This is a genomic window from Spirillospora sp. CA-142024 (genome assembly GCF_050942325.1).
GTDB lineage: Bacteria > Actinomycetota > Actinomycetes > Streptosporangiales > Streptosporangiaceae > Spirillospora.
On record NZ_CP192077.1, the window covers coordinates 4,683,739 to 4,696,145 of the forward strand.

Below are 12,407 nucleotides of genomic sequence, written 5' to 3' on the forward strand. Positions count from 1 at the left end.
TGATAATCTCAATATTGAGATTTCCTGGGGAGGTGGCATGGCGGACGCGGTGGACGCGATCCTGGCGCAGTGGGGCCGGGAGCGTCCCGATCTGGACGTGTCGGCGATGGGCGTGGTGGGGCGGATCTCGCGGGCGCAGCTGCTGCTGGGCCGGGAGCTGAAGGACTTCTTCGCCGCGCGGGGGCTGGAGAGCTGGGAGTTCGACGTCCTGGCGACGCTGCGCCGGCACGGCGCCCCCTACGAGCTGACGGCGGGGGCGCTGCTGAAGGCGGCGATGGTGACCTCGGGCGCGATCACCAACCGGATCGACCGGATGGAGGCCAAGGGCCTGGTCGAGCGGGTCCGCGACGCCGGCGACCGGCGGTCGGTGCGGATCCGGCTGACGCCGCGCGGGCTGGAGATCGTGGACGAGCTGGTCGGGCTGCACGCCGCCAACGAGGAGCGGCTGCTGGCGGCGCTGGACCCGGAGGCGCGCGAGCGGCTGGCCGCCGCGCTGCGGACCCTGCTGGAGTCCCTCGGCGACACCTCCCTCGGTTAGGGCGGGGCGGTGAAGGAGCGGACGGCGCGGCTGGCGCGTCCGGCGATCGCGGCCAGGTGGCCGGCGAGCTCGGGCGGGTCGAGCAGGGTGTAGGCGAGGGGCAGCAGCGTGACGCGGTAGGCGAGGAAGCGCATCGAGTCCGACCGGGTGTGCAGGAGGCAGCTGCGGTCGTCGAGGGGTTCCAGGACGCCCTGCCAGGCGGTGACGTGCTCGGCGGCGTCCTCGGCGGAGACGTGCAGCAGCAGCCGCGCCTTGATCGTCCCGGATCCGCCGGCGAGGGCGTCCATGGCCCAGGAGGCGGCGTCGGCGCCGCCGGGCAGCGCGCGTTCGGGTCCGCGCGTCCCGGTGCGCTGCGGGCCCGTGATCCGGTCGGCGCGGAAGGTGCGCCAGCCGGCGCGGTCCTCGTCGTGGGCGACCAGGTACCAGCGGCGGCCCGCGGTGACCAGGCGGTGCGGCTGCGCCAGCCGCCGGGTCTCCCGGCCGCCGGCGTCGGTGTAGGTGAAGCGGACCGTCTCGCGGGTGACGCAGGCGGCGGCGAGCAGGGCCAGGACGGCGGGGTCGGCGGCGGGCAGGGCGCCGTCCTGCGGCGGGAGGGACACCGCGGCCTCGGTGAGCGCGGCGACGCGGTGCCGCAGCCGGCGGGGGAGGACCTGCTCGAGTTTGGCCAGGGCGCGCAGCGAGGCGTCCTCGATGCCGGTGACGGCCCCGGCGGCGGCGGTCCGCAGGCCGATCGCGATGGCGGTGGCCTCGTCGTCGTCCAGCAGCAGCGGCGGCATCGCGGTTCCGGCGGTGAGCCGGTAGCCGCCGGTGTTGCCGTGGGTGGCGTGCACGGGGTAGCCGAGGTCGCGCAGCCGGTCGATGTCGCGGCGGATGGTGCGGGCGGTCACGCCGAGGCGCCCGGCCAGTTCGGTGCCGGACCAGTCGCGGGGAGTCTGCAGCAGGGACAGCAGCTGGAGCAGCCGTCCGGAGGGATCACGCATGTTCTCCATCCTGCCGCCCTAGTAGGACGTTCGGTGACCTATTGGGGGTCTAGCGTCTGCGGTGTCGGGCCGGAAGATCCGGCCCCGGTGATCGGAGGCACGACATGCTGCGGGGATTCGCCACCATCAGCTTCTGGGCGGACGACCTGGAGGCGGCCAGGGACTGGTACGCCGAGCTGCTGGGCGTCCAGCCGTACTTCAGCGTCGCGGGCCCGGACGGCCGCGCCGGCTACTACGAGTTCCGGGCCGGGGACTACCAGCACGAGCTGGGGCTGATCGACGCCCGGTTCCGTCCCGCCGGCCACGCCGCCGGCCCGGGCGGCGCGGTCATGTACTGGCACGTCGACGATCTGGAGGCGGCGGTGGCGCGGCTGCTGTCGATGGGCGCGCGGGTGCACGAGAAGATCACCGAGCGCGGGGAGGGGACGGGGTTCGTGACCGCGTCGGTGATCGACCCGTTCGGCAACGTCCTCGGCGTGATGTCCAACCCGCACTACCTGGACGTCCTGGCCAAGGCCGCCCCGCGCTGACCCACCGCGCTGACCCACCGCGCTGACCCACCGTGCCGACCACTGCGCCGACCATGGCGCTGACCGGTCCGGCGGCTCAGCCGCCGACGTAGTCGCGCAGGTGGCGGGCGGTGAGGGTGTCGGCGCCGGCGACCAGGTCGGCGGGGGTGCCGGTGAAGACGATCTGGCCGCCGTCGGCGCCGGCGCCGGGCCCGAGGTCGATGATCCAGTCGGCGTGGGCCATGACGGCCTGGTGGTGCTCGATGACGATGACGGTGTTGCCGTCGTCGACGAGCCGGTCGAGCAGGGCGAGGAGCTGGTCGACGTCGGCGAGGTGCAGGCCGGTGGCGGGTTCGTCCAGAATGTAGACGGCGGCCTTCTCGGCCATGCGGACGGCGAGCTTGAGCCGCTGCCGCTCCCCGCCGGACAGGGTGGTGAGCGGCTGGCCGAGCCCGAGGTAGCCGAGGCCGACGTCGGCGAGCCGGTCCAGGACGGTGCGGGGCTGCCCGCCGGTGAAGAACTCGCGGGCCTGGTCGACGTGCATGGCCAGGACCTGGCTGATGTCCTTGCCGCGCAGGGTGTAGGTGAGGACCTCGTCGGTGTAGCGGCGTCCCTGGCACTGCTCGCAGACCGAGGCGACGCCGGCCATCATCGCCAGGTCGGTGTAGACCAGCCCGAGGCCCTTGCACACCGGGCAGGCGCCTTGCGAGTTGGCGCTGAACAGGGCCGGTTTGACGCCGTTGGCCTTGGCGAACGCGGTGCGGATCGCGTCCAGCAGCCCGGTGTAGGTGGCGGGGTTGCTGCGGCGGGAGCCGCGGATGGGGGACTGGTCGACGACCACGACGCCGTCGCGTCCGGGCAGCGACCCGTGGATCAGGGAGCTCTTGCCGGATCCGGCGACGCCGGTGACGACGGTGAGGACGGACAGGGGGATCTCGGCGTCGACGTCCTTGAGGTTGTGCAGGTCCGCGCCCTTGATCGTCAGGTGCCCGGACGGCCGCCGGACCTTCTCGCGCAGCCGGGCGCGGTGGTCCAGGTGGCGGCCGGTGAGGGTGTCGGACGCGCGGAGCCCGGCGAGGTCGCCGGTGAAGCACAGGTGCCCGCCGCCGGTGCCGGCGCCGGGGCCGAGGTCGACGACGTGGTCGGCGATCGCGATGGTCTCGGGCTTGTGCTCGACGACCAGGACGGTGTTGCCCTTGTCGCGCAGCCGCAGCAGCAGGTCGTTCATGCGGGCGATGTCGTGCGGGTGGAGCCCGGCGGTGGGCTCGTCGAAGACGTAGGTGACATCGGTGAGGCTGGACCCCAGGTGCCGGACCATCTTGACGCGCTGGGCCTCGCCGCCCGACAGGGTGGTGGACTCGCGGTCCAGGCTGAGGTAGCCCAGGCCGATCTCCACCAGGGAGTCCAGGGTGCCCTGCAGGGTGGCCAGCAGCGGTGCGACGGACGGTTCGCCGATCCCGCGGACGAACCCGGCGAGGTCGCTGATCTGCATGGCGGCGCAGTCGGCGATGTTGAGCCCGCCGATCCGGCTGGCGAGCGCGGCCGGGTTGAGGCGGGCGCCGCCGCACGCCTCGCACGCGCTGAAGGTGACGGCGCGGTCGACGAACGCGCGGATGTGGGGCTGCAGCGACTCGGTGTCCCGGTCCAGGTAGAGCCGCTTGACCTTGACCAGCAGCCCCTCGTAGGTGGTGTTGATCCCGCTGCTCTTGACCTTGGTGGCGGGTTTGTTCAGGAGGTCGTCCCACTGCCGCTCGGTGTAGTCGCGCAGCTTGACGGCGGGGTCGACCAGACCCGATTCGGCGATGACCTTCCAGTACCAGGACCCGACGCCGAAGTTGGGGACGGTGATGGCGCCCTCGTCCAGTGAAAGGTCGCGGTCGACGAGCTCGTCCAGGTCGATCCGGGAGGCGCGGCCGAGGCCCTCGCAGCGCGGGCACATGCCCTCGGCGTTGTTGAAGCTGAACGCCGAGGAGGTGCCGGCGTGCGGCTCGCCGAGCCGGCTGAACACGATCCGCAGCATGGCGTGGGCGTCGGTGGCGGTGCCGACCGTGGAGCGGGAGTTGGCGCCCATCCGCTCCTGGTCGACGACGATCGCGGCGCTGAGGTTGCGCAGCGCGTCGACGTCCGGGCGCCCGACCGACGGCATGAACCCCTGCACGAACGCGGTGTAGGTCTCGTTGATCAGCCGCCGCGACTCGGCGGCGATGGTGCCGAACACCAGGGACGACTTGCCCGAGCCCGACACCCCGGTGAACACGGTCAGGCGGCGTTTGGGGACGTCCAGGCTGATGTCGGCGAGGTTGTTCTCGCGCGCGCCGCGGACCTCGATCACGTCGTGGGCGTCGGCGGCGGCGCGGCCGCCGCCCGGCGGGCTCGTCGGCTGGAGGGGCATGGGGGGCTTCCTCACTCGCTTGATATCTTAGGGCGTAAAGAGATCCTCTTCCGAAATAGTTTATGGCATAAGGAGATGCACGTTGGTCGTCTTCGCCGGGCAGGGCGACGCACGCCGATCGATGGACCTGCTGTGGCGCGCCCCGGGGCCGTCCCGGACGGGCCCGGGTCCGCGGCCGGGACTGAGCGTTCAGGTGATCGTCGACACCGCGATCGCCGTCGCCGACGCCGACGGAATGGCGGCGCTGTCGATGCGCGCGGTCGGCGAGCGGCTCGGGCGCACCGCGATGGCCCTGTACACCTATGTCCCGGGCAAGGCCGAGCTGGTCGACCTCATGTACGACCGGGCGCTGGCCGAGCTGCCCGGCGGCTACGACGTCGCGGCAGGATGGCGGGCCGCGCTGACCCGATGGGCGGAGGACTCCTGGGAGTTCTACCTGCGCCATCCGTGGATGCTGCAGGTCTCGCAGGCCCGCCCGGTGCTCGGCCCGAACGAGTACCGGGTGCTGGAGGCGCTGCTGGGCGTGCTGGCCGCGACCGGGCTGACGGCGCCGCAGGTGCGCCGCGCGGTGTCGGCGCTGTCGAGCGTCGTGCGGGGCGCGGCGCAGACCCTCGCCGAGTCCCGGCAGGCGGTGCGGGCGACGGGCCTGTCGGAGGAGCGGTGGTGGCACGGCCGCGCCGAGGCGCTGGAGGAGCTCGCGCCGGGGTTCGCCGAGCGGTTCCCGCTGGTGGCGTGGCTGGACGCCGAGGGCGCCCCCGCCGTCGCCGAGGACGTCCCGTACCTGGAGCAGGCGGCCCGCGGAGCGTTCGAGGGCGGTCTCGCCCTGGTCCTGGACGGCATCGACGCCGCCGTCGCCGACGCCCGCGGCGGGGCGGGGATGTGAGGTGCGTCTCTCGGGGGTGCGGGGACGTCACATCCGGGCCCGCAGGGGGCCTCATATAGGTATGGACACCTTCGCGGTCCGGCCGCGCGACACGACCTGCCACACCCTCCTGTACGCCGCCCATGACGCGTTCCGCCGGGATCTGGACCGGCTCGCGGCGGCCGCCGCCGCGGGCAAGGGCCGGGCCTCGCACGTGCGCGCGGGCTGGGAGAACCTCAAGGACCAGATCCGGCTGCACCATGACCTGGAGGACCGGTGGCTGTGGCCGCGGGTGGAGCACGCGGTGGCGGGACGCCGGGCCGAGCGGGCGGTGCTGGAGGAGATGCGCGCCGAACACGCCCGGATCGGCCCGCTGATCGCCCGGGTCGACGCGGTGATGGCGGGCGGCGGCGGCGACCTGCCCGCCGCGGTGGCGGACCTGCGGGAGGCACTGGAGAGGCACCTGCGGCACGAGGAGACGAGCGCGCTGCCGCTGGCGGAGTCGGCGCTGGAGGCGGGGGAGTGGCGGGCGCTGGCCGACGAGGCGCGCCGCGGCTGCGACGAGGGCACGCCGCTGTTCGTCCCGTGGGTGGTGGACGGGATCGCTCCGGTGGAGCGGAGCCGGTTCCTGACTTCGCTGCCCAAGCCGTTGCGGGAGCTGAACCGGGTGCTGTGGGAGCCCCGCTACCGCAAGCGCCGTCTGTGGAGCATCTGACCGGGCGAGTGACCGGGCGGGTCACCAGGGGACGGCGCGGACGGTGATGTGGTGGCCGGCGGGGTCGTAGTACGACAGCAGCAGCGCGCGGCGGGTGCTGAGTTCGGGGTGGCCGATGAGGGCGCGGCACTGGTCGAGCCCTGATCCGCCCGAGCAGGGGACGGCGCCGTCCCCGGCCGGGCGCCAGGGCCCTTCGGGGGCGGGGGCGCGCCACAGGCGGTACCGGCCGTCCAGGCCGCGCTGCTCGACCATGACGAGCCCCTGGCCGAGGGCGGTGTAGTCGGCGACGTGGACGGCGTAGGGGGCGGCGGCGGGGACGACGGTGCCGGCCTGGAAGGCGTCGCGGGTCCATCCGGCGGGCGCCCGGTACTCGTAGGCGGCCGGGTCGCGCCAGGCGGCGGGGCCGGCGCGGACGCGGGCGAGGGCGACGCGCCCGGCGGCGCAGGCGCCGAGACCGGGGGTGTCGCAGACGGACGCGAACAGGTACAGGTATCCGCCGGTGAACACCAGGGAGCCGAGGTTCTGCTGGAACGGCAGCCGGCGGGGGCGGCGAACACCTTCGCGCGGCCGGTGAGGGCGTTGCCTGCGGGCCGGTACTCCACGACGCCGAATCCCCGCGTGCCGATGGAGGTGTGCTGGACGCACACGTCGGTGTAGGTGATCAGGAGCGTGCCGGCGCCGGGCGGGCGGGCCGCGCCGGAGACCCAGGAGGCGCTGTAGGCGGCTCCCGGGATGTGGCAGGGGGCGCCGCCGGGCAGCAGGATGCCGGGCGGCGCGCCGAGCAGCCCTTGCGGGTGCCGCGCCGCCGCTGCCTGCGGGCCTGCTGACCCGGGACCTGGCAGGGTGAGGGCGGCGCCGGCGGGGGTGGGCAGTTCGGTGAGGGCGTCCGGGACGCGGCCGCGGACGGCGGGGCCGGTCGCGGCGGTGGAGCCGAGCCACAGCCCGGGCCGGGCGCCTTTCCAGGCGGTGTCGCAGAACAGCCAGATACTGCGGCCGGGGCGGCCGGGCAGCGGGGCGCTGTAGCCGCAGTCGCGGTCGATGGCGTTGCCGGGCGCGGCCGTCTCGTAGCGGGACAGGACGCGGGCGGGCGGCGCGGCGCCCGCCGGCCCGGGCCGGGTCGCGGAGGTCCCGGCGGCGACGGCGATGACCGCGGCGAGCACGCCGGCCGCGGCGGCGATGAGCGCCGCGCAGGTGCGGGGACGATGGCACGTCAGACGATGGCGGGTCAACGGTGCCCCTCCCCTCGGCGAGGCCCGGCAGGAGTGCGGCGGGGCGGACCCCACAGCGTGGCCCGCCTCCCCGTCCGGGATCAACTCCGCACCGGCGGCCCGCAGCCTCCGGCACGGGGCGGGGCGAGTCAGAAACGGGCGGTGAGCAGGGCCAGGACGGCGACGCCCGCGGTGAGCCACGCGGCGTAGTCCCCGATGTGACCCGAGTGCAGGTCGTGCAGGCGCCGGGAGGCGGCGCCGGCGGCGTGCCCGAGCGCGCGGCGCACGGCCGGCGGGATCGCCGCGCGGGCCCGGGCGGTGGCGGGACGGTCGAGGCCGCCGGCGGCGATGGCCAGGGCGAGCAGGACGGTGACGGCGAATCCGGCGAGGCCGGGCCCGGTCCAGGGGTCGGCGGGCGGCGGGTGCGGGTGGGCGGCGTGGCCGTCCAGGACGAGCCCGGCGTAGGCGTCGCGGCTCGCGAACGCCTCGCCGGCGGCGGCGACCGGGCCGCCGGGCAGCAGCCCGACCAGCAGCCCGGCGGCCAGCAGCACGACGCCGGGGGCGACCATTGTCCAGGGGATGGAGCGCAGGCCGCCGGGGGTCTCGGGGTCCTCGTGCCCGCCGCCGGGCCGGGGCTCCTCGTCGGCGGGGGCGCCCCGCCACACCACGAGCCAGACCCGCAGGACGGCGCCGGCGGTGAGCGCGGACGCGGCGACCGACAGCGGCGTGTACCACCACCAGCCGAGCTCGGCGACGTCGTGCTCGGTGACCGAGTGCCCGGCGAACAGCCCGGACGGCGGCAGCCCGGCCAGGCATAGCGCGCCGACCAGGAACGTGGCGCCGGTGACCGGCATGCCGCGGCCGCGGCCGCGCAGCTCGCGGGCGTCGACGGTCTCGTGCCGGTTGAGCAGCGCCCCGGCGGCCAGGAACAGCGCGCTCTTCACCCCGGCGTGCCCGGCCAGGTAGTACGCGGTGCCCGACAGCGCGCCGGGGGTGCCGGCGGCGACGCCGGCCAGCAGCAGCCCGACGTGGCTGATGGTGGAGTAGGCCAGCAGCCGTTTGATGTGGTGCTGCAGGACGCACATGACGGCGCCTAGCAGCGCGGCGCCGGCGCCGAGGACGGCGATGGCACGCAGCGGGACCAGCCCGGCGAACACGGCCCAGTAGGTCCGCGCGACCCCGTACACCCCGAGCTCGACCATGATCCCGGAGAACAGGACGCAGACGGGGGTGGGGGCGACGGCGTGGGCGTCGGCGAGCCAGAAGTGGAAGGGGACGGCGGCGGCCTTGACCAGGTAGCCGGTGCAGATGAGCACGAACGCGGCGGTGACGAGCGCACCGGCGCGCCCGTGGGCGGCGGTTCCGGTGAGCGCGCGTCCGATGGCGGCAAGCCCGAGCTGCCCGGTGCGCCCGTAGACCAGTGCGATGCCGGCGAGGGTCAGGTAGGCGCCGATGGACTGGACGATGCCGAAGTTGAGGGCGCCGTGGACGGTGGAGGGCTCCTCGGAGCGGTAGCCGGTGAGCGCGAACGCGACGACGCTCATCAGCTCGAAGAACACGAACGCGTCGAACAGGTCGCCGGTGTACACGAACGCGCACATCGACGCCAGGAACAGCAGCATCAGCGCGTGGAAGATCGCCTGGATCTCGGTGAAGTACCGCCAGGAGAACGCCAGCGCGGCCAGGGTGAGCACGGCGGTGACGCAGGCCAGGCCGGCGGCGAGGGGGTCGGCGGCCAACGGGATCCCGACGCCGGTGCCGGGGCCCCAGCCGCCGAGCCAGATGACCTGCGGGCGGCCGGGGGCGCGGGCGAGGGTGAGGGCGGTCAGCGCGGTGACGGCGGCGGCGACGGCCAGGGCGGTGACGTCGACGGCGAGCCGCGGCAGCCACCGCCCGGTGGCGGCGAGCAGCGCGGCGGCCAGCACGGGCAGCGCGATGGTGGTCTGCAGGATCACGATTCGAGGGAGCGCAGCTCGTCGGGGTCCAGGGTGCCGCGCCGTTTGGCGACCTGGACGGCCAGGGCGAGCAGCAGGGCGGTGACGGTGGCGCCGACGACGATGTCGGTGAGGGTCATGGCCTGCACGACGGGGTCGGTGACGGGCCCGCCGGCGGGCGGCGGGGGCCGGTCGGAGAACACCGGGGCGGTGGCGCCGGACCGGTATCCGATGGCCAGCAGCAGCACGTAGGTGCCGGACTGGGTGACCGACAGGCACACCACGGCGTGCACGAGGTCGCGGCTGGTGACGATCCCGTAGACGCCGGCGAGCATGATCCAGCCGGCGGTGAGGTAGGGGAAGAGGCTCACGAGGGCTCCCTGGGACCACCGGCCCGGCGGTGTCCGCCGGCGGAGTGTCCGCCCGCGGGGCGTTCGCGGACCAGGAGGGCCTGTTCGAAGAACTTGCCGAGCAGCAGGACGAGGGCGCAGCCGACCTCGGTCCCGACGGCGGCGTTGAGGGCGGGGACGCGGCCGGTGGCGGCGGTCCCGGCGGCGGCCAGGACTACCAGGACGAACGCGGCGGCGGCGGTCGCCTCGGCCGACTCGAACACCGGGATGGGCCGCAGCCGCCGCAGGGCGGGGTAGTCGCCGGCGAGGTAGAGCAGGTGGATGGCGGTGCCGAGGACGACGCCGCCCTGGAATCCGCCGCCGGGGGACTGCTGCCCGTGCGCGACGATGTAGACGCCGGCGAGCAGGGTGAGGGGCAGCAGCAGGTATCCGACGATGCGCAGCGCGTCGGACACCTCGGCGGGCCCGTGCCGGTGGGCGGCGCCGTCGTCCTCGGCCTCGCGGCGCACGACGCGCAGCAGCGCGACGGTGGCGACCGCGGCCGACAGCAGGATGAGCTCCTCGCCGACGGTGTCGAACGCGCGCTGGTCGAAGTTCACCGAGGAGACGGCGTTGGGGGTGCCGCGCAGCACCGACTGGTGGACGGCGCGGTCGGCGTAGGGGTGCAGGGCGCCGCCGAACGCGGGCAGCCCGAGCGTCCCGGCGGTGAACAGTGCGGCCGTTCCGGCGGCGCCGGCGGCGAACACCAGGGTGCGGGCGGGGGACCTCACCGGCGCGCCTCCCGCCCGTCCCCGCCCTGCTCGCCTGCGTGCCCGCCTGCGTGCCCGCCTGCGTGCCCGCCCGTCCGCCCGCCGTCGCCTCCGGTGTCGCGGTAGCGGCGGGTGGCGTGCAGGGCCAGGACGACGATGAGCGGCACCAGGACGGTCCCGACGCCGATCTGGGACATGGCGACGTCGGGGGCCTGCAGGATGACGAACAGCAGGCCGAGGACCATCCCGTACCCCGACAGCACGATCGCCTGCCGGACGGTGTCGCGGGTGAGCACGACCGCGGTGGCCATGAGCGCGGACAGGACGAGCGCGGCGGCGATGAGGGCCTCGGCGAGCGGCCCCGACAGCGCGTCGGGGGAGCCGGCGCCCAGGCATATGGTCACGGCGGGTTCACTCCGATCTCCGGGCGGCGCGCCGGACGGCCTGCCCGGCGGTGACCACGGTGGCGGGGCCGGTGGCGGCGAGCAGCACGGCGATGACGGCGAGCTTGGCGACGTCGTGCCAGGACGACCAGGGCCGCAGCGCCAGTCCGGCGATCAGCAGCGGCGCGGCCAGGACGGTGACGGGCGCGACGGTGTGCAGCCGGGCGGCGGCGCCGCGGGTGAAGGGCAGCCGCAGCCCGGTGGTGACGGCGACGGCGGCGCCGGCCCAGGTCAGCACGTCGGCGAGCAGGTCCAGGCTCATCGGCGGCTCCTTTCACGGGGGCGCGGGGTCACAGGGTGCGGCTGAGGAACCGGGCGAACACCAGGGACCCGGCGAACGACAGCAGCGCCAGCACCAGGGCGACGTCGAGGTAGGCGGGCCGGCCGTAGGCGGCGGCCAGCAGGACCAGCGCGAGGGTGACCAGCGGCCCGGTGACGATCAGCCCGGCGAGGCGCCCGGCGGGGCGGCCGCGCAGCGTGGCCAGCAGCGTCGGCAAAAGCCCGCCGATCATCACCGCCAGGGCGGGCACGGCGGTGTTCAGCACGTCGGTCTTCACGAGGCCTCCCCGCCGCCACCGTCATCGTCACCGTCGCCGTCGGGGGCCTTGACCAGCCCGGAGCGGCGCAGGCGCCGTTCGAACGGCGACGGCCGCGGGGTGAGGCGGTGGACGCGCAGCAGCCCGCGTTCGGGGTCGACGCCGCCGACGTAGGTGCCGGGGGAGACCGACACCAGCAGGGTCGCGGTACCGCGGTTGGCGGGGCCCGGCGCGACGGCCAGCGGCGTCCAGTCCCCGCCGGACGCGCCCCGCACGGCGATGCGTGCGGTGTCGGCGGCGACCTGGGCGGGCAGCCACGCCAGCGGCGTGATGAGCCGGGCGGGCGGGACGGGCCGCGGGGCCTTGTCGCGGTCGGCGGCGGGCGCCGGTCCGCTCTCGGGGTCGCGGGAGGTCCCGGTGGTGAACAGGGCGCGGCGCCCGGCGGACGCGGCGGCGGCTCCGGCGGCCGCGGCCAGCGCGCCGACGGTGATCTCGGTGACGGAGATGGTGGACACCAGCGCCAGGTACACCGCGAGCAGCGCGGCCCACCAGGCGAGCGGCTCGGCGGCGCGCCGCGCGGGCCCGGGGCGCATCAGCCGACCGGGGCCCGCGTCCGGAGCGGGGGCCGACTCGTCGGGTGGCTCGTCGGGTGGCTCGTCGGGTGGCATGGGCCTCGGCATACCCGGACGGACGGGTTCAACCGTCGCCGCGCGGCCCGGGAGCCCCTGCGGCGCGGCATGTTTGCGGCTTTCCGGCGGGGTAGAGCGCGTTACGGGCCGGCGCGGCGGACCTGATCGGGGGCGGGTCAGGGCGGGGCCGGCGACCGCTTCGGATGGAAGGACGGATGATGGATACCCCCTCGGTCCCCGGGAACGGCTCCGACCCGGTGAGCAAGAACGCGACCAGGACGAGCAAGGCGACCGGCAATGCGGTCGCCGAGGCGGCGGGAAGGGCCGGCGGCACCGCCAAGGGCACGGTCATGGGAGCGAAGGACGCCGCGCAGACGACCGCGCGGGGCGCCGCCAAGGGCGCCGCGCGGGTGGGCGGGCGGATCTCGGCGCTGCCCCGGCGGGCGGCCGGGCTGGCCCGGCTGCTGACCCTCGGGCGGTTCCTGCGGGCCGTTCCCATCGCCGCGGCGGCCGTGGCCGGTGTCGTCGTCGGGCGGATCACGGCCCGCAGGCGCTGACCGGT

15 protein-coding genes are annotated in these 12,407 nt (G+C 75.4%); 5 read left to right on the top strand and 10 right to left on the bottom strand.

From position 1 onward, the window contains the following. Positions 1-37: 37 nt before the first annotated feature. Positions 38-538 (top strand): MarR family winged helix-turn-helix transcriptional regulator, encoded by a 501-nt coding sequence (locus ACQPZP_RS22540; RefSeq protein ID WP_433471715.1) that lies wholly within the window; start codon positions 38-40, stop codon positions 536-538. Here the strand turns inward: ACQPZP_RS22540 and ACQPZP_RS22545 are convergent. Beyond that, positions 535-1,518, bottom strand: coding sequence for a helix-turn-helix transcriptional regulator (locus tag ACQPZP_RS22545; protein WP_433471716.1), 984 nt, complete (start codon positions 1,516-1,518; stop codon positions 535-537). The genes ACQPZP_RS22540 and ACQPZP_RS22545 overlap by 4 nt on opposite strands. Before the next feature lie 104 nt (positions 1,519-1,622). Here ACQPZP_RS22545 and ACQPZP_RS22550 point away from each other — a divergent pair, with 104 nt between their 5' ends. Further along, positions 1,623-2,048 carry a VOC family protein gene (locus ACQPZP_RS22550; protein WP_433471717.1) on the top strand — a complete coding sequence of 142 codons (426 nt, stop codon included), beginning with the start codon at positions 1,623-1,625 and terminating at the stop codon, positions 2,046-2,048. Between the two features lie 76 nt (positions 2,049-2,124). On the opposite strand, the gene ACQPZP_RS22555 is transcribed toward ACQPZP_RS22550, so the two are convergent. Next, on the bottom strand, positions 2,125-4,419 hold the full coding sequence (locus tag ACQPZP_RS22555; RefSeq protein WP_433471718.1) for an ATP-binding cassette domain-containing protein: 2,295 nt from the start codon (positions 4,417-4,419) through the stop codon (positions 2,125-2,127). A gap of 82 nt (positions 4,420-4,501) precedes the next feature. Here ACQPZP_RS22555 and ACQPZP_RS22560 point away from each other — a divergent pair, with 82 nt between their 5' ends. Together ACQPZP_RS22560 and ACQPZP_RS22565 are read left to right on the top strand one after the other, a co-directional pair. Continuing rightward, positions 4,502-5,302, top strand: a complete 801-nt coding sequence (locus tag ACQPZP_RS22560) for a TetR/AcrR family transcriptional regulator (protein WP_433471719.1) — start codon at positions 4,502-4,504, stop codon at positions 5,300-5,302. Between the two features lie 61 nt (positions 5,303-5,363). After that, positions 5,364-5,996, top strand: a complete 633-nt coding sequence (locus ACQPZP_RS22565) for a hemerythrin domain-containing protein (protein ID WP_433471720.1) — start codon at positions 5,364-5,366, stop codon at positions 5,994-5,996. 21 nt (positions 5,997-6,017) lie between these two features. Here the strand turns inward: ACQPZP_RS22565 and ACQPZP_RS22570 are convergent, their stop codons facing one another. From ACQPZP_RS22570 to ACQPZP_RS22605, 8 genes are all read right to left on the bottom strand, one after another. Next, complete coding sequence (locus ACQPZP_RS22570) at positions 6,018-6,503, bottom strand: hypothetical protein (RefSeq protein WP_433471721.1); 486 nt, start codon at positions 6,501-6,503, stop codon at positions 6,018-6,020. A gap of 850 nt (positions 6,504-7,353) precedes the next feature. Beyond that, complete coding sequence (locus ACQPZP_RS22575; RefSeq protein ID WP_433471722.1) at positions 7,354-9,159, bottom strand: complex I subunit 5 family protein; 1,806 nt, start codon at positions 9,157-9,159, stop codon at positions 7,354-7,356. Next, positions 9,156-9,509, bottom strand: a complete 354-nt coding sequence (locus tag ACQPZP_RS22580; RefSeq protein ID WP_433471723.1) for a sodium:proton antiporter — start codon at positions 9,507-9,509, stop codon at positions 9,156-9,158. Before ACQPZP_RS22580 ends, ACQPZP_RS22575 begins: the two co-directional genes overlap by 4 nt. After that, positions 9,506-10,258 (bottom strand): MnhB domain-containing protein, encoded by a 753-nt coding sequence (locus ACQPZP_RS22585; protein WP_433471724.1) that lies wholly within the window; start codon positions 10,256-10,258, stop codon positions 9,506-9,508. The genes ACQPZP_RS22580 and ACQPZP_RS22585 overlap by 4 nt, the downstream gene beginning before the upstream one ends. After that, the gene (locus ACQPZP_RS22590; protein WP_433471725.1) at positions 10,255-10,641 is read right to left on the bottom strand and encodes a Na(+)/H(+) antiporter subunit B; all 387 of its coding nucleotides are present in this window, start codon (positions 10,639-10,641) and stop codon (positions 10,255-10,257) included. Before ACQPZP_RS22590 ends, ACQPZP_RS22585 begins: the two co-directional genes overlap by 4 nt. 7 nt (positions 10,642-10,648) lie before the next feature. Then, positions 10,649-10,942, bottom strand: coding sequence for a monovalent cation/H(+) antiporter subunit G (locus ACQPZP_RS22595; protein WP_433471726.1), 294 nt, complete (start codon positions 10,940-10,942; stop codon positions 10,649-10,651). A gap of 28 nt (positions 10,943-10,970) precedes the next feature. After that, positions 10,971-11,237 (bottom strand): monovalent cation/H+ antiporter complex subunit F, encoded by a 267-nt coding sequence (locus ACQPZP_RS22600; protein WP_433471727.1) that lies wholly within the window; start codon positions 11,235-11,237, stop codon positions 10,971-10,973. Then, positions 11,234-11,884: a hypothetical protein gene (locus tag ACQPZP_RS22605; RefSeq protein ID WP_433471728.1), complete on the bottom strand. Its 651-nt coding sequence runs from the start codon at positions 11,882-11,884 to the stop codon at positions 11,234-11,236. The genes ACQPZP_RS22600 and ACQPZP_RS22605 overlap by 4 nt, the downstream gene beginning before the upstream one ends. A 176-nt stretch (positions 11,885-12,060) precedes the next feature. On the opposite strand from ACQPZP_RS22605, the gene ACQPZP_RS22610 reads away from it, so the two are divergent. Next, on the top strand, positions 12,061-12,402 hold the full coding sequence (locus ACQPZP_RS22610) for a hypothetical protein (protein ID WP_433471729.1): 342 nt from the start codon (positions 12,061-12,063) through the stop codon (positions 12,400-12,402). The last annotated feature ends 5 nt before the right edge of the window (positions 12,403-12,407 follow it).